At 67.6% G+C, this 16,029-nt stretch carries 18 protein-coding genes; 11 read left to right on the top strand and 7 right to left on the bottom strand.

Annotation, left to right across the window (positions count from 1 at the left end; all coding sequences use genetic code 11):
• The first annotated feature begins 42 nt into the window (after positions 1–42).
• Together FB548_RS05230 and FB548_RS05225 are read left to right on the top strand one after the other, a co-directional pair.
• Positions 43–918 (top strand): PhzF family phenazine biosynthesis protein, encoded by an 876-nt coding sequence (locus tag FB548_RS05230; RefSeq protein WP_142123659.1) that lies wholly within the window; start codon positions 43–45, stop codon positions 916–918.
• A 29-nt stretch (positions 919–947) separates the two neighbouring features.
• A complete protein-coding gene (locus tag FB548_RS05225; protein ID WP_142123658.1) occupies positions 948–1,826 on the top strand; it encodes a PhzF family phenazine biosynthesis protein in 879 nt (292 codons plus the stop codon).
• Positions 1,827–1,980: 154 nt separating this feature from the next.
• On the opposite strand, the gene FB548_RS05220 is transcribed toward FB548_RS05225, so the two are convergent.
• From FB548_RS05220 to FB548_RS05205, 4 genes are all read right to left on the bottom strand, one after another.
• Positions 1,981–3,645 (bottom strand): amidohydrolase, encoded by a 1,665-nt coding sequence (locus tag FB548_RS05220; protein WP_142123657.1) that lies wholly within the window; start codon positions 3,643–3,645, stop codon positions 1,981–1,983.
• Positions 3,646–3,797: 152 nt separating this feature from the next.
• Positions 3,798–4,481 carry a glycine zipper 2TM domain-containing protein gene (locus tag FB548_RS05215; protein WP_142123656.1) on the bottom strand — a complete coding sequence of 228 codons (684 nt, stop codon included), beginning with the start codon at positions 4,479–4,481 and terminating at the stop codon, positions 3,798–3,800.
• A 70-nt stretch (positions 4,482–4,551) separates the two neighbouring features.
• Positions 4,552–5,238 (bottom strand): alpha/beta fold hydrolase, encoded by a 687-nt coding sequence (locus FB548_RS05210; RefSeq protein ID WP_255470398.1) that lies wholly within the window; start codon positions 5,236–5,238, stop codon positions 4,552–4,554.
• A gap of 5 nt (positions 5,239–5,243) precedes the next feature.
• A complete protein-coding gene (locus tag FB548_RS05205) occupies positions 5,244–5,678 on the bottom strand; it encodes an OsmC family protein (RefSeq protein WP_185741982.1) in 435 nt (144 codons plus the stop codon).
• Between the two features lie 205 nt (positions 5,679–5,883).
• Here FB548_RS05205 and fusA point away from each other — a divergent pair, with 205 nt between their 5' ends.
• The 8 genes from fusA to FB548_RS05165 all read left to right on the top strand — a co-directional run bounded on the left by fusA (position 5,884) and on the right by FB548_RS05165 (position 11,965).
• Positions 5,884–7,929, top strand: a complete 2,046-nt coding sequence (gene fusA / locus FB548_RS05200; RefSeq protein WP_142123654.1) for an elongation factor G — start codon at positions 5,884–5,886, stop codon at positions 7,927–7,929.
• Between the two features lie 262 nt (positions 7,930–8,191).
• Positions 8,192–8,590, top strand: coding sequence for an HU family DNA-binding protein (locus FB548_RS05195; protein WP_142123653.1), 399 nt, complete (start codon positions 8,192–8,194; stop codon positions 8,588–8,590).
• Between the two features lie 216 nt (positions 8,591–8,806).
• Positions 8,807–9,448 (top strand): tellurite resistance TerB family protein, encoded by a 642-nt coding sequence (locus FB548_RS05190; RefSeq protein WP_142123652.1) that lies wholly within the window; start codon positions 8,807–8,809, stop codon positions 9,446–9,448.
• Positions 9,449–9,456: 8 nt separating this feature from the next.
• Positions 9,457–10,026, top strand: coding sequence for a M23 family metallopeptidase (locus tag FB548_RS05185; protein WP_142123651.1), 570 nt, complete (start codon positions 9,457–9,459; stop codon positions 10,024–10,026).
• 106 nt (positions 10,027–10,132) lie between these two features.
• Positions 10,133–10,444, top strand: a complete 312-nt coding sequence (locus tag FB548_RS05180; protein WP_142123650.1) for a DUF3861 domain-containing protein — start codon at positions 10,133–10,135, stop codon at positions 10,442–10,444.
• 1 nt (position 10,445) lies between these two features.
• On the top strand, positions 10,446–10,775 hold the full coding sequence (locus FB548_RS05175; RefSeq protein ID WP_142123649.1) for a helix-hairpin-helix domain-containing protein: 330 nt from the start codon (positions 10,446–10,448) through the stop codon (positions 10,773–10,775).
• A 53-nt stretch (positions 10,776–10,828) separates the two neighbouring features.
• Positions 10,829–11,398 (top strand): DUF1439 domain-containing protein, encoded by a 570-nt coding sequence (locus FB548_RS05170; RefSeq protein WP_142123648.1) that lies wholly within the window; start codon positions 10,829–10,831, stop codon positions 11,396–11,398.
• Between the two features lie 9 nt (positions 11,399–11,407).
• Entirely contained in the window at positions 11,408–11,965 is a 558-nt protein-coding gene (locus FB548_RS05165; protein ID WP_142123647.1) for a DUF1439 domain-containing protein, read from the top strand.
• A gap of 273 nt (positions 11,966–12,238) precedes the next feature.
• On the opposite strand, the gene FB548_RS05160 is transcribed toward FB548_RS05165, so the two are convergent.
• Positions 12,239–14,449, bottom strand: coding sequence for a DUF5916 domain-containing protein (locus tag FB548_RS05160; RefSeq protein ID WP_142123646.1), 2,211 nt, complete (start codon positions 14,447–14,449; stop codon positions 12,239–12,241).
• A 113-nt stretch (positions 14,450–14,562) separates the two neighbouring features.
• The gene (locus FB548_RS05155; protein WP_142123645.1) at positions 14,563–15,036 is read right to left on the bottom strand and encodes an SET domain-containing protein-lysine N-methyltransferase; all 474 of its coding nucleotides are present in this window, start codon (positions 15,034–15,036) and stop codon (positions 14,563–14,565) included.
• Between the two features lie 157 nt (positions 15,037–15,193).
• Here FB548_RS05155 and FB548_RS05150 point away from each other — a divergent pair, with 157 nt between their 5' ends.
• Positions 15,194–15,736, top strand: a complete 543-nt coding sequence (locus tag FB548_RS05150; protein WP_142123644.1) for a cytochrome C — start codon at positions 15,194–15,196, stop codon at positions 15,734–15,736.
• A gap of 45 nt (positions 15,737–15,781) precedes the next feature.
• On the opposite strand, the gene FB548_RS05145 is transcribed toward FB548_RS05150, so the two are convergent.
• Positions 15,782–15,985 (bottom strand): hypothetical protein, encoded by a 204-nt coding sequence (locus FB548_RS05145; RefSeq protein WP_142123643.1) that lies wholly within the window; start codon positions 15,983–15,985, stop codon positions 15,782–15,784.
• Positions 15,986–16,029: the final 44 nt, after the last annotated feature.

Genomic DNA, 16,029 nt, shown 5'->3' with positions numbered 1-16,029 from the left:
CGATTCTAGCCGAACCCCACGCGGCCGACCGGACCGTACCGCATGCAACGAACCTCACATCGCTACCTGCAGGTCGACGTGTTCGCCGACCGGCCGGGTGCAGGCAACCCGCTGGGCGTGGTGCTGGATGCGGCCGGCTGGGATACCTCCCGCATGCAGGCGTTCGCGGCCTGGACGAATCTGTCCGAGACCATCTTCTTCCTGCCCCCGACGACGCCCGACGCCAGTTACCGCATCCGCATCTTCACACCCCGGCAGGAACTCCCGTTCGCCGGGCATCCCAGTGTGGGTGCAGCCTGGGTCGCGCTGCAGGCTGGCCTGGTCTCCGCATCCGAGCGTCTGGTGCAGGAATGCGCTGCCGGGCTGTTGCCTGTCCGGATCGACGACAGCGGACCGCAACTCACGATTCAGTTGAGGACGCCGCAGGCGCATCTGGTAGAGATGCCGCCGCTGCCGGCCCTGGATGCCGTCCTTGCATCACTCCCGATTGCGGGCCTCCGCCCCGGGTTGTGGAACAACGGACCTTCCTGGTGGCTCGTGGAGCTGGAGGACGCCGCAGCCGTGCGACACCTGGTGCCCGATCTCGCCACCATCGCTGCGTTGACCACGGCCACGGGCGCGGTGGGCCTGTCCGTGTTCGGCCGGACGCCACGGGGCAGCGACCACCACCTCGCCGTGCGCGCGTTCTGCCCTGCCGACAACATTCCGGAAGACCCGGTGACCGGCAGTGTCAACGCTTGCATCGCCGCCGCGCTGCACGCCGCGGGCGCGTTGCCAGGCGACTCGGGATGCTATCTGGCCAGCCAAGGCCGCGAACTGGGTCGAGACGGCCGCGTCCGGGTGCAGGTGGATGACGGGAGCCAGGTCTGGATCGGTGGTCAGGTGCAGTTGGTCATCGACGGCCGGGTGACTTGGTAAGCTGCGCGGCCCCCACGCGAAACCCCGACATGACTTCTCGCCGTTACGTCCAGCTGGACGTGTTCGCCGACCGCCCTGGCGCCGGCAATCCCTTGGCCGTCGTTCTCGATGCCGCCGGCCTGGACGATGCGGCCATGCAGGCCATCGCCCGCTGGACACGCCTGCCGGAAACAACCTTCGTGTTCGCGCCCACGCAGCCCGGTGCGAGCTACGCCGTACGCATGTTCAGCCCGCGCCGCGAGGTGCCATTCGCCGGCCACCCGAGCGTGGGCACGGCGCATGTCGTGCTCGATGCCGGACTGGCGACGCCCATCGATGGCCTGCTGGTGCAGGAGGGCGTGGCCGGCCTGCTGCCGTTGCGTGTCGAAGACGATGCTGCCGGCCGCACCATCGCCGTACGCACGCCCCGTGCCCACGTGGTGAAGACAGGCGACACGTACAGCGACGAGGTACTGCGCGCGGCCATCGCGAACCTGCCTGCGGGCCGGTTGCCTCCCGCCTTGATCGATGGTGGACGCCGCTGGTGGCTTGCCGAAGTCCGTGACGAGGCGGCGCTGCGTGCCGCCGCACCGGACTGGACGGCGATCAGCGCGCTGGCAACCGCCACCGACAGCATGGGTGTGTGCGCCTATGCGCGCGCGCAGGGCCAGGGCTACGATCTCGCCGTGCGTGCCTTCGTCGGCGCGCCCGCCGCGTTCGAGGATGCGGCCTCGGGCGCCGCCAACGCGACCCTGGCCGCCTGGCTGGCATCATGCGACGCATTGCCGGGTCGCAACGGACAATACATCGTCAGCCAGGGCCGCGAAGTCGGCTACGACGCCCGCCTGCAATTGCGCGTGGATGAGGCCGGTGACGTCTGGTCCGGTGGCCACGTGCGCACCATCGTGACGGGTCGCATCGACTGGTAGCGATCACTGCCTCTGCAGGAGCGACGTCAGTCGCGACCGCGTGGCCTTAGGCATGCAGGAAATCCCGGGAATGGAGTAACGCGCCCGACCCGCGCATCTGTAACCACTCTGGCCGTGCGGTCGCGACTGACGTCGCTCCTACAGGAAAGCCGGCCTACTCCACTTCGTAGACTGGCTTGCCGTCGACCCACGTCGAACGCACATGCAGGTCATCCAGCTGCTCACCCGGCACCGCGAGCGGATCTTCGTCCAGCACCACGAAGTCCGCGCGGAATCCCGGCGCGAGCCGCCCGACGTCGCGCTCGTCATGCGCGGCCCAGGCGGCATCGGCGGTGAAACCCCGCAGCGCTTCCGCAGCACTCAGGCGTTCGGCCGCCCTCCAGCCGCCCGCAGGATGATCGTGCACATCCTGCCGCGTCACCGCCGCGTGCAGGCCGCGCCGCGGGTCGACCGATTCCACCGGAAAATCCGAACCCAGCGCCAGCTTCACGCCGTTGGCCTGCATGCGCTGCCACGCATACGCGCCCTTGATGCGTACCGGACCCAGACGGTCCTGTGCCCATGGCATGTCGGATGTGGCGTGCGTGGGCTGCATCGAAGCGATCACGCCAAGCTCGGCGAAGCGCGGGAACTCCTCCGGCGCAACGACCTGCGCATGCTCGATGCGCCAGCGATGGTCCATCTTCGCCGTGCCACCCAGTACGCGCTGGTAGGCATCCAGCACCAGGCGATTGCCACGATCACCGATCGCATGCGTGGCCACCTGCACGCCACAGCCGTGCGCCTTGCGCATCGCGGCTTCCAGCGCGCCGGGTTCGGTCACCAGCAGGCCCCGATTGCCGGGGTCGTCACTGTAGTCCTCCAGCAACGCAGCGCCGCGGCTGCCCAGCGCGCCATCGGCATACAGTTTCACGCCGCGCATCTGCAGTCGGCCACCCGCATGGCCGTACAGACCGCGCGCGCAAAGGTCTGCAAGCGCGGCACCGTCCCCATCCGCATACGCGTCGATGCGCAGCGGCAGGCGTTGTTCATCGGCGAACTGCACCATCAGCGCCAGGTCCTCGCGCGACACGCCCATATCGTGCACACCGGTCAGGCCATTGCGCACTGCGGCCTGCAACGCCTTCTCCAATGCCTGGCGGCGGTAGGCGGTATCGGGCGCGGGAACGACGGCGTGGACCAGCGACATCGCGGCATCCACGAACACCCCGCTCGGCTTGCCCTCGATGCGCTCGATGCGCCCACCGTCCGGCTGCCAGTCGCCTTCCAGCGGACGCACCGCCTTGGCTGCCGCCGCGCGCAGCGCCGCGCTGTTCGCCCAGCCGGCATGGCCATCCACGCGCTCGAGCCAGACAGGACGCTCGGGGAAGGCCGCATCCAGGTCGGCGGCTGTCGGGAATGCCTTCTCCGGCCAGTCGTTCTGGTCCCAGCCGCTGCCAAGCAGCCATGCGTTGGGTGGAAGCTGTTTCTCGTACGCGCGCAGGCGCACGATCACCTCGGCCTTGTCGCGCGCATCGACCAGATCGACACGCATCAGCGCATAGCCCAGCCCCATCACATGGCCGTGCGCGTCGATCAGGCCGGGGATGACGGTCTTGCCGGTCGCATCGATGCGCTTCGCATCGGGATACCGCGCGAGCAACGCCTTGGCATCGCCCACCGCCAGGACGCGGCCCGTGGCGTCCCATGCCAGCGCCTCAACAACAGGGCGGTCCGGATCGGAGGTATGCACGCGCGTCGCCGTCAATACCCGCACCTGCGCCTGCGCGGCACCTGCCAGCGCCAGGGCACATCCGATTCCCAATGCCAGACGCCGCATGCCCCGCTCCCCGTTTGGTGACCGGCCGGACTATGCGGTCTCGCGCGCACTGCGGCAACCCGGATACGGAAGAGAGGCCTTGCGGCCCCTCCGGTTTTCGACTGATTTGCGTTGCCGGGCGAGACATCCGCTGAGCGGACGCGCCTGCAGGCTCATTCGGGGCGGACATCCACGCGGATGCGGATGCGGTCGCCGGGATGATGGTCCGTGCGCGTCCGGTACGTGCGGTTGGCGTACTCGTAGGTCACGTCGTAACCGTTGACGCGTCCGTCGCCGTAGTAATCGTCACCGTAGCGCCCGTCGCTCACCGGTACGGGATCGCAGACCCGTACCCGGCCGCGCCGCACCTGACGATCGCGCTGGGCGCTGTCGTAGATGGAACGGCCCGCCATGCCACCGACCATCGAACCGACGGCGGTACCGACGTAGCGACCACTGCCGTCCCCCACCTTGCTGCCGAGCACCGCGCCGGCAATGCCGCCGATCACCGTGGCCACGGTGCGGCCCGAGCCGTTGTCGCCGGCAGGGTAGCGACGGTCGTCGCCGTAGCGGTCCTGTCCATAGACGTCACGGTAGTCGCCGTTGTCGTATACATCGTCGCGACGGACATCGCGCGCGTACACGTCATCGGCGTCGCGGTAATAGCATCGCTCACCACCGCCGGTGCTTCGGTACCCGCTGTCGATGACCGGATCCACCCGGACTACGCGGGCATAGTCGTAATAGGGCTGGTCGCCGTCACGATCTTCGGTACCGTAGTAACGCGAGGATTGTGCGGACGCCACGCCCGTGGTCAGCAAGCCGATGGCCAGCACGGCCGCGGATAGACGCTTCATGTCGGGTACTCCCCTACGCCGGGTTGGCGTGCCGGCATGCTCGGGGGCGCCGGGTGAAACATGGCTGAACTCAGGCGGCCGGCAATGCCCGGTTTAGCCATTCGACAGCTTGCGCGGCGATGCCGGCAGCCTCACGCCCGAGCAGCGGCCCGACGTGCGAATCCGAAAGCGTTTGCAATGTTTCCGCGCCCCAGGCATCGGCCATGGCGCGGGTCGTCTCCGGCGGTACGTCTTCGTCATATCGCGACACCACGCACAATGTCGGGCACGCGGGACGCCCCCGTGCGACGCCGCCCTGCGCCTCGCGCAGAACCGCGCCGGATTCGTCGCGCCAATGCCGGAAGGCGAACAGCGCGGTGGCCTCGTCCGTCCCGGGCAACGCCCTGCGCGTGCCGGCAAGCCGGGCATCGCGTCGCCACGACACCACGTGGGGCCAGGCGCGCACAGGCAGTCCGGCGTGCCACGGCGCAGGCGGCAACGGATTGACCAGCACCACGGCATCCGCGTCCGTGGCTGCACCCAGGGCCAGCAGGCCGCCAAGGCTCGCACCCACCAGCACGCGTGGCCGGGGCAGGTCTGCGAGCGCAGCGCAGACCTGGGCCTGGTAGTCCTCGAGGCGCGTCGCCGCCAGTCCGTCGCGCACGGGCTCGAGGTCGGGCGCTTCCACCCGGATGCGCGCGGCCTCGAACACGCCCCGCCATACGTTCCATTCCCAGCCACCGCCACCGGCGCCATGCACCAGCAGCGCGGCACGCACGGCCGTCAAAGCAGCGTGGCCTCCAGCGACACCGGCACCGACAGCGCGCGCGAGATCACGCAGCCCGCTTTCGCCTGCTGGGCGATCTCCTCGAACTGTGCAGCGCTGATGCCCGGCACGCTGGCCGATACGGTCAGCTTGATGCCGGTGACGGTGGGGCCCGGGTCCATGCCCGGCTCCATCGTCGCCTCGGCACGGGTCTGGATCTTGTCCGGCGTGAAGCCCGCCTTTCCCAGCACCGCAGACAACGCCATGCTGAAGCAGCCCGCATGCGCGACCGCCAGCAGTTCCTCCGGGTTGGTGCCCTTCTCGTCGCCGAAGCGTGTCTTGAAGGAGTAGTTCTGCGCTTCGAACAGGCCGCTCTGCGGCGTGCTCAGGCTGCCTTTGCCGGACTGCAGGTCACCGTTCCACACCGCATCCGCATAACGCTTCAAAGCCATGTTCGTACTCCTCGGGTAAGGGACGCGCAGCGTACACCCGCCAATGTTCACGCCGCGTTCCGCAGTGCGACTTGACCCCTCCGGCAGCCGCGCCGATGCTGACCGCCCGCCATGACCGCCCGCCGAGCGACACCGCTCACGGGATGCGCTCAGCCCGGACAGCCATGACGGCCCTTCGACCCCAACCCTCGGGAGGAACGGCCTCATGTCGTACAGCACACAACAGATCCGCAACGTGGCCCTGGCGGGCCACCCCGGCGCCGGCAAAACAACACTGTTCGAAGCCCTGCTGCATGCCGGCGGCGCCCTCCAGGTGGCAGGCACCATCGAGCGCGGCACCACCGTGTCCGACCATGACCCGATCGAGAAGGCGCGCGGGCATTCCATCGACACCGCCATCGCCAGCACCGATCACGGCGGCATGCACGTCAACCTGATCGACACGCCCGGCTACCCGGAGTTCCGCGGGCCCGCCCTGTCGGCATTTTCCGCCGTGGAAACCGTACTGGTCGTGGTGGATGCCGATACCGGCATTGCGCACGGCACGCGCCGGTTGATGGAGCGCGCACGCGAACGCAACCTCTGCCGCGCCATCGTCATCAACAAGATCGACCACGAAGGCGCCGACTGTGCCGGCGTGCTGGCGGCGTTGCGCGAGGAATTCGGCCCCGAACTGCTGCCGCTCAACCTGCCGACGGATGGTGGCAAGACGGTGATCGACTGTTACGGCCAGGCCCAGGGCGACTCCGACCTCGGGCCCGCCGCCGACTGGCACCAGAAGATCATCGACCAGGTGGTGGAGATCAACGAGACGGTGATGGAGCACTACCTGGACCTGGGCGAAAGCGGACTGTCGGGCGAGGAACTGCACGATGCCTTCGAGCAGTGCCTGCGCGAAGGACATCTGGTGCCGGTGTGCTTCGCCTCCGCGCGCACCGGCGTGGGCGTGAGGGAACTGCTGGACGTGGCCGAGCGCCTGTTTCCGAATCCGGCTGAAGCCAACCCGCCCCCGTTCGTGAAGCTCAACGGCAGCGGCCCGCGACCCATCGAGGCCGTGCCCGATGCGCGCGCTCATGTCATCGCCGATGTCTTCAAGATCGTCAACGACCCCTTCGTAGGCAAGCTGGGCGTCTTCCGCGTCTACCAGGGCACACTGAAGAAGGACACCCAGTTGTTCGTCGACGACGGCAAGAAGCCGTTCAAGGTCGGGCACCTGTTCAAGTTGAAGGGCAAGGACCACGTGGAAGTCGACCAGGCCATTCCCGGCGACATCGCCGCAGTGGCGAAAGTGGACGATCTGCACTTCGACGCCGTGCTGCACGACAGCCACGACGAGGACCACATCCACCTGGCGCCGATCGATTTCCCCAGGCCGATGTTCGGCCTGGCCATCGAGGCCGCCAGCAAGGGCCAGGAGCAGAAGCTGTCGGTGGCGCTGCAGAAACTGGCCGAGGAAGATCCCGCGTTCGTTGTCGACCACCAGCCTGAGTTGAACGAGACCGTCATCCGCGGCCTGTCCGACCTGCACCTGCGGGTGATGCTGGAACGCCTGAAGGAACGCCACGGCGTGGAAGTGAAGACACGCCCACCGCGCATCGCCTACCGCGAAACGGTCAGCGCGAAAGCCGAAGGCCACCATCGCCACAAGAAGCAGACCGGCGGCGCCGGGCAGTTCGGCGAAGTCTTCCTGCGCATCGAACCTTTGCCGCGCGGCGGCGGCTTCGAGTTCGTCGACGAGGTCAAGGGCGGCACCATTCCCGGACAGTTCCTGCCGGCCGTGGAGAAAGGCGTGCGCCAGGTGCTGGGCAGCGGCGCGCTGGCCGGCTATCCGCTGCAGGACATCCGCGTGATCGTCCACGACGGCAAGCACCACGCGGTGGACAGCAAGGAGGTCGCCTTCGTGGCCGCCGGCAAGAAAGCCTTCCTCGACGCCATCGCCAAGGCGCGGCCACAGGTCCTCGAGCCGGTCGTCGATCTGGAGGTCGCCGTGCCGGAAGCACAGGTGGGCGACATCACCGGTGGCCTGGCAGGCAAGCGGGCGCGCATCAACGGCACGGATGCGCTGCGCGGCGAGATCGTGGTGAAAGCGCAGGTGCCGCTTGCGGAACTGGAAGGGTACGCGGCCGAACTCAAGTCGATGACCGCAGGCCAGGGCCGCTATAGCCTGGATTTCAGCCACTACGAGCCCGTGCCGCCCAGCGTGCAGCAGAAGCTGGTGGAGGCTTACAGGCCCAGGCACGAGGAAGAGTGAGTGTGCATTGCGGTGCGGCATCCGGTCGCGGCGGCACGCGATGGATGCCGCTTCCGGTGCGCGCAGGCGGTCCGGTTTGCTCGTCATATCCGGCCATTTCCGACGTGCGGCGAGCGTCAGACCAAAGAAAATCGAAAAAAACCGAAGAAAAAGGCGTTTTGGGGCCTTCCTGCCCTTGGCGGCGCGATTCCTTTGCCCTACATTTCGCTTGCCGATGCGATCGGCCCGATTACCCAACCACTCGACAGTAGAGACAGGACACATGGCAAAGAGCACCAAGAAGGCCGCGCCGAAGAAGGCCGCCAAGAAAGCTGCACCGAAGGCCGCCGCCAAGCCGGCCGCGCCGAAGCCGATCAAGGAAGCGCTGAGCAAGTCGGGCCTCGTCGCCCACATCGCCGAAGCGACCGCCATCGCCGCCAAGGACGTCCGCGCCGTGCTGGCCTCGCTGGAAAGCGCCGTGCACGCTTCCGTCAACAAGAAGGGCGCCGGCTCCTTCACCCTGCCGGGCCTGCTGAAGATCAGCGCCGTCAACGTGCCGGCCAAGCCGAAGCGCAAGGGCATCAACCCGTTCACCAAGGAAGAGCAGTGGTTTGCTGCCAAGCCCGCCTCGGTGAAGGTCAAGGTCCGTCCGCTGAAGAAGCTGAAGGACGCCGCAGCCTGATCGCTGCGCACCTCGTGCCACCAGAACGGGACGGCCATGCCGTCCCGTTTTTTTTGCGGCACATCATCTCGCCCGCACAGCATTCCCCCGACGCGCATCAGTGCGATGCCCGCCCGCGCGTGCTTCGCCGAGCGGCGTGCCATCGGTCACCCTTGTGATCGCCCGGCCTCGCCCGCAACTCTGTTGCTGTCCTTCTTCCAACCAGGTACGCAACGCATGAAGATCCAGGGCTTCCTCGACCATCTGCTGAAATCCTCCCAGGGCGGCGGCAGCCTGCTCAACGCCGACTTCGGCAAGGGCGCGGTCACCGGCGGCGCGCTGGGCCTGTTGCTGGGCAAGAACAAGACCACGCGCAAGCTGGCTACCTATGGCGGCCTGGCGGCGATCGGCGTGATGGCGTATCGCGCATACGGCGACTACAAGCAACAGCAGGGTGGATTCGCCGCCGGTGCCGGTCCGCAGACCGTGGATCGCCTGCCCCCGCCGCAGGCCGAACTGCACAGCCAGGCCATCCTGAAAGCGCTGGTGGCCGCGGCGAAGGCGGATGGCCACATCGATGCGCGCGAACGCCAGGTGATCGAGGGGGAGTTCGCCCGCATCAGCAACGATGGCGAACTGCAGCAGTGGCTGCATGCTGAACTGGAGAAGCCACTGGACCCGGTCGAGGTGGCGCGTTCGGCCAGCACGCCGGAAATCGCCTCCGAAATGTATCTCGCCAGCCTGATGGTCGCCGACGATCAGAGCTTCATGGAACGCGCCTATCTGGATGAACTGGCGAAACAGCTGAAGCTCGACCCGTCACTGAAGGCCCAGCTCGAACGCCAGCTCTCGCAGCCGCAGCCGCCCCCGCTGCCCTGACCGGCGCCATGCGACCGACCGCGCGCCGTTTTCGACGCCTCGCATGGTCGCTGCTGTGGCTGGTGGCGCTGGCCGTGCTGCTTGCCTGGGCGTGGGGCCGGCCGTTCATGGCGTCGGCGCGCATGCTGTGGGAGGTCTCGCGTGCAACGCCGCCGAGCGAACTCCCGGTGCCCGTGCAGGGCGTGCGTGCTCGGCAGATAGCGGACACGTTCGGCGCTGCGCGCGGCACCGACCGTACCCACCAGGGCGTGGACATCTTCGCTAAGCGTGGCACGCCCGTCGTCAGCGCCACGCGCGGCGTGGTGGTGTCGGTGCGCGACGGCGGACTCGGCGGAAAGCAGGTGTGGGTGCTCGGCCCCGGCCGCGAACGCCACTACTACGCCCACCTTGACGGCTGGGCCGACGATCTGTCCACCGGGCAAGTCGTCCAGCCCGGCGATGTGCTGGGCTACGTCGGCACCACCGGCAACGCGCAGGGCACGCCGCCGCACCTGCACTATGGCATCTATGGCGAACAGGGGGCCTACGATCCGCTGCCGCTGTTCAAAGCCTCCGTGGACACGCCCCGCATTGACTGAACGACGCCGTCCGGCAGAACAGTCCATCGCGACAGCAGCCCTCGTTCCACTGCACGCACGGGCCTATCTTGGCTTTGGTCCCCACCGCGCTCCTGCGCCTGCCGCCATGCCCAACAACACCCACCGCTATCGCATCACCGTCACGCCCATCGAGGACGATGGCCTGCAATGCAACGGCCGTTGCACCATCGAGTTCGAACACGCCTGCCACGACGACTGGATGCGCATCCTGGAAAAGCTCCAGCGCCAGCGCGGCCTCAGCGGCGACGAGCGCGCCGCGCTGGTCGTCGGCACCAAGCTGCTCAGCGGCCTGATGCTGGATCATCGCAAGGACGCCGACGACCTGTTCGCGCCATTGCGCCCGCACATGGGCGAATTCATCGCATCGCTGAAGGAACGCGGTCGCGACGCAGGCTGACATGCCGCCCATCCCGCGCCAGCCTGCGTCGAGGAAAGCACGCCATGCCGACGACGCGCGGGTACTTGAGGACATCCCCAACATCGGGCCGTCCATCGCCGCCGACCTGCGCGGCATCGGCATCGCCCGACCGCAGGAGCTTGTCGGCCAGGATCCCTTCGCACTCTACCGACGCGTAAACGAAACCACCGGCCAGCGTCACGATCCCTGCCTCTGCGACTGCTTCATCGCCGCCGTGCGATTCATGGAAGGCAGCGGACCGGTGCCGTGGTGGCACTACACGGCCGAACGCAAGCAACGACTCCAGCAGGATCCCGCGCTCGCCGGTTAGCCTTCGGACAGGCGGCGCCGGCTAAGGTGCGGCGACCCGTCACGGAGCTTCCCATGCGTACCCGCCGCCGCTTCCTGGTCGCCGCCCTCGCCGGTACCACCGCGCTTGCCCTCGCCGGCTGCGAGACTCTCAACACGGTCACCGGCCTGTTGGGCAACCAGATCAATTTCACCCAGCCGCAGCTGCAGCGCTACCTCAACCACAGCTTCCCGCGCGAGTTCGACAAGCTGGGCGGGCTGGTATCGGCCACGCTCACCAATCCGCGCCTCAGCATTCCGTCGGGCGATGATCGCCTGCGTCTGGATTTCGACATCGGGGTGAGCGCACTGGGCGCACGCGATGTCAGCCGCGGCCATTTCGCGCTGGCCAGCCGCCTGCGCTACGACCCAGCCACCCAGGGCCTGCATCTGGACAACCCTGAAATCCTGTCGGTCGACGTGCCGGGCTCCGGCTCGCTGATGTCCGGCGGCACGCGCCAGCTGGTCAACACGGTGCTGGCCGAGTACGCCCGCTCCGAACCGGTATACCGGATCGACAGCGACACCTTGCGGCGCCTGCCGGCCAGCAAGCGGATCGGCAGCACGCTGATCGAAGACGGCCGCGTGGTCATCCACCTGCAATAAGGGACTGCAATGAAGAACCTGCTCTTGCGCGTCGCGCCGCTCGCCCTGCTCGCCCTGTTCGCCATCGCCCTGGCCGATACCGGCAATGTGCTGCGCTTCAACGCCGCCCAGCTGCAGACGGCGGCGCGCGCCGGTTTCCCGATGGAACAATCGCTATTGGAGGGCTTTGCATCGCTCACGCTGAGCGATCCGGATGTGCGCATTCCCTCGCCCGGTGAACGGCTGACGCTGCAGATGGACTACGACATCGCGCTGGCCACGGGCGAACGCCTGGAGAACGGCAGCGTGGTGGTCAGCAGCGGACTGCGCTACGACCCAGGCACCCGCGGCCTGCACCTGGTGGATCCGCGGATCGAACACCTGGGCACCGGCGCCGCCGGTCGCGGCCTGCCCGGCGGGTCGCGCGAGGTCCTGCAGGAGCTGATCGGCGAGTACGCCCGCACCCGGCCGCTCTACACGCTCACCGAAGAGGATCTGGCCCAGGCACCCGGCGCGTTGGGCGCTGACTCGCTGCGGATCAACGACGGCCACGTGGAGTTGCGGTTGGTGCTCGCCGCGACGCCGTGACGTCCGCCTGACGTAGGTCCGCAGGGTCCGGAGACTCGCCTGCGAACCCTCGAAGCTTGCGCGCGACCTTCTGAGTCTCATCCGCAAGCAGCAGACACTTGCGTGCAAGGCGCCGATACCGAGCCATGGGTCGCGAAGACGCGCGCGCAAGCTGCCGGGACCGGGGCGCAAGGCCGCGCCTGCCCAAACGCGAGTCGCGGAACCTTGCGCGCAAGGCTCCCGATACTCGCCGCCCGGAATCCAGGCCTTGCGCGTCACCTGAAGACGACGCCTTCAGATCTCGAAGCGGTAACTCAGCTTCACCACCAACTGCTCGTCGTCGCGCAGGCGGAAGCTGTCCTGCAGCAGGTCCTCCACCCCTTCGGTGCCGGTGCGCTGCTCGTAGCCACCGCGGGCATAGACCACGTACAGGTACGACAGCGGCGCCAGCTCGTAGCGGTAGCGCACCTGGAACCCCAGGTTGCGCACGCTGAAATCCTCCACCGTGTCGGTCGCCGCCAGCGCGTAGCCCTGCGGATCGAAACGCCAGGCATCCTGCACGCGCGCGTCCAGCGCGATGGCCTGCATCTTCACCCGCAGTTCGTGGCGGTCGTCGACCACCCAGTCCAGGCCGGCACTGACGTCGAACTGCCGCCGAGTAAAGCCACCCACCAGATCCTCGCGCTGCCACACCAGCCAGTCGGGGGTGTACAGCGCATAGCCGCCGGCGTAGACGCTGAAGGCATCACTGATGAAGTAGGTGGCGGTATATCCGGCGCCCGCTCCCAGCTTCCGGTTGCCCGCCAGGCCGCCGGTGGAGGTTTCCAGTTCCGTCTCATGCGCCCAGTCGCCCTTGCGCGGCCGCTCGAACTCGAAGTAGGTGTTGAAGTTCGCCGGCATGCGCACCACCCCGTTGCCACGCAGCAGCATGTCGCTCAGGCCCGCGCTGTTGACGTTGATCTGGGCGTATTCGTAACTGCCGTTGCGCAGCTGACCCTCGCGGCTCATCCGGAACTGGTCGTTGAGCTTGTCGCCGTGGTTGTTGTGGCTGCTGCTCACGCGCCAGCGCCAGTCCTTGGAGGAATAGCGCGAGGCGTCCGGCAGTCCGGTGAACCGCTTGCGGACTTCCCAGTGCAGGTAGTTGGTGCTGTTGCGCGAGAGATAGCCGAAGTCGTTGATCTGCAGATCGTTGCCGAAGTGCATGGCGATCCATTGCTGGCGCCAGCCATCATCCATTTCGTAGTCGGCCCACACCGTCGCACCCAGGTCCTGCACGCGATCCCCAGCCTGGTCGATGCGGCTGCCCAGCACGCGGCTGCGGATGTTCACGCGCGCCGTCGGCCGCCAGTTGTGGTCCACGCCCAGCACAGTGGCCTCGCGGTCGGTGGCGTCCTGCTCCACGCGGGTCAGCATCGCGCCGAGGTTCTGCTTTTCGAAATCGCGCACCACGCGCAGCGCATGGAAGCTCCTTCCGTACTCACCATCCTCGTCGGCCGAGAACAGGCCGTAGTTCGCCTTGCCCAGGCTGCCGTTCAACTTCAGCGCCGCAGTGATGTCGCCCGTGCTGCCCACGCGACGCGTGTACAGCTGCTGGCTGTCGTCCGACGGCGTGGTCAGCTCGAAGATGCCCTGGTTCTCGGTGAAGAATGGCCGCTTGTCGCTGATGAAGGTCTCGGTGGCGCTGAAATTCACCACCAGGTCGTCCGCCTCCACCTGACCGAAGTCCGGGTTCACCGTGGCGGTGAGCTGGAAGCGACCGTTGGGCTTCCAGAACACGTCCGCACCACCGTTGAAGTCGCTGCGCCTGCCCACGTTGTCGTACAGGCCCGACACATACGGCGTCAGCGCCAGCAGGGACTGGTCGTAACGCGGCACGGTGACGGACGCGAAATCGGACATGAAGCGCGGGCGCTCGAAGCTGGCGCTCGGCCAGGCCATGCGCTCGCCGGTCACGCCGATCACGCGCGCCAGGAACACTTTCAGCGTGCGTTGTCCGTCGGTGCCATCGCGCATCGGCGCGGTATGCCACGGGATCAGCAGTTCGACGCTCCAGCCCTGCTCGTCTTCGCCCACGGCATGCCGCCACTGGCCGTCCCAGTCGCTGTTGAACTGGTTTTCGTTGGTGATGACCTCGTCGGCAATGCCACCGGTGGAGCTGACGGTGAACGCATAGCCGGTGCGCCCATCCCCATCGAAATCGATGAACGCGTTGACGCGGTCGACCTGTTCGTCGAAATCGCGCTGCACTCTCTGCCGCGTGCGTGGCACGCCGGCAGGGTGCGTGTTGCGGAACGCGATGGCCAGGCCGTCCGGCGTGGCCAGTATCCAGGCCTCGGTGGGCAACGAACCCGGTTCGCCGGTCAGCGGCTGGGTCTTGCGGAAGTCGGTGACGTGGCGTGCGCCCTGCCATTCGGCAGGATCGACCCGGCCGTCGATCTCGACGGCATGGACGGAGGCGCAGGGCAGGGCCAGGGCAAGCAGGCCGATCAGTCGTGGCAGGGTCATGGAGGCTGGGTGGTGGTCCGGTGCGCGCACGTTAGCGGCGGGACACGCGCGCGACACCTGCCTTCGGTCATTTCAACCGTTCGGCCTTCCGCGGCATCCGTGCCTGATGGGGATCAGCGACCCTTCTTGGGTTGCAGCATCGTGCCAGTGCACTTCTTGCTGCCGCAACGGCAGGCCCAGATCTTCTTCAGGCGCGCGGTGTGCGGTTCGGACAGGGTGATGCCGTAGTTGTACGTCAGCTCCTCGCCGGGCTTGATCGCGCGGATCGCCTCGATGAAGACCTTGTCCTTCTTGCGGTTCTTGCCGTCGTGCTCTTCGATCACGGCTTCGCAGTTGGGGTCGCAACTGTGGTTGATCCAGCGCGCCTTGTTGCCCTTGTGGTTCGCGTCGATGACGTAGTCGTCGTTGAGCGTGAACAGGAACGTGTGGCCCGAATCCACGTCGCCGGTGTCGTCGGCGTCCACTTCGTCATGCGTGCGGCGCTTGCCCTTGTATTCCACCACGCGCTCGCCCTTCTCGATCGGGGCGATGGCGAACACGCCGTTGCCATGGATGTCGGATTGACGGGCTTCGATCTTGCGGGGCATGCGGTATCCAGGGAGGCAGTGGAGTGCGGAGGGGGGATTCTCGCCCAATGCCGCCGCGTTTCCCACCTTCCATGCCGCTGAACGGCATCGCGCGGCACATGGCCGGTCCCCACGGGGCGGTGCGTTCCTTGCCCGGTCCCCTTCAATTCTCCTCGCCATGCCCCCTGTCCGTGCCCTGCTGATGCCTGCCTCGCTATTGTTCCTGGCCGCGTGCCAGCCCGCCGGGCCACGCGCCGTCGCGAGCCTGCCGCCGGCGTCCACGTCAGCGACGGGAGGCGACCTTCTCGCGCGCGGCGAATACCTGGTCCGCATCGCCGGCTGCAACGATTGCCACACGCCGGGTTATGCCGAATCGGGCGGCAAGGTCGACAAGGCGGGATGGCTGGTGGGTTCGCCGATGGGTTTCCACGGCCCCTGGGGCACGACATACGCCAGCAACCTGCGCCTGCGCATGCAGCAGCTGACCGAGGCGCAATGGCTGGAATACAGCGCCAACCTGCGTACCCGCCCGATCATGCCGGACTTCGCCGTGCGCGACATGAGCGAAGAGGACCGCCGCGCGATCTACCGTTTCGTGCACGCGCTCGGCGCCGCAGGACAGCCGGCGCCGGAGGCGTTGCCGCCGGGCAGGACGCCACCACCGCCCTACTTCGGCATGGTGCTGCCGGCACCGCCCTCGCCGCCCGCCGCCGCCCAGTGAGCGGTGCTGGCGGGCTCCACTATGAAAACTCCACCATGGACACATTCACCAGGGAAACACGCGGCCACTGACCATCCAGAACAGGCCGAACGCCAAGCCGAACAGCGTCCAGAACAGCTGGCCCAGCCCGCGGAACAGCTTCACCGCCAGATAGACGCCGCCGATGGCGAGCAGCACGCGCCACAGGAAGCCCTGGTCCAGGCCGTGACGGGAGGAAGCGGATTCGGGGTGACGGTGGATCGTGTTCATGGCGACTGTCCTTGAAGAGAGGCTGTCCGCGAGTGGACGCTGCC

The sequence above is a fragment of the Pseudoxanthomonas sp. 3HH-4 genome (assembly GCF_006716465.1).
GTDB lineage: Bacteria > Pseudomonadota > Gammaproteobacteria > Xanthomonadales > Xanthomonadaceae > Pseudoxanthomonas_A.
The sequence above is the reverse complement of the archived record's forward strand: the minus strand, read 5'-3'. Positions and strand labels throughout refer to the sequence as shown.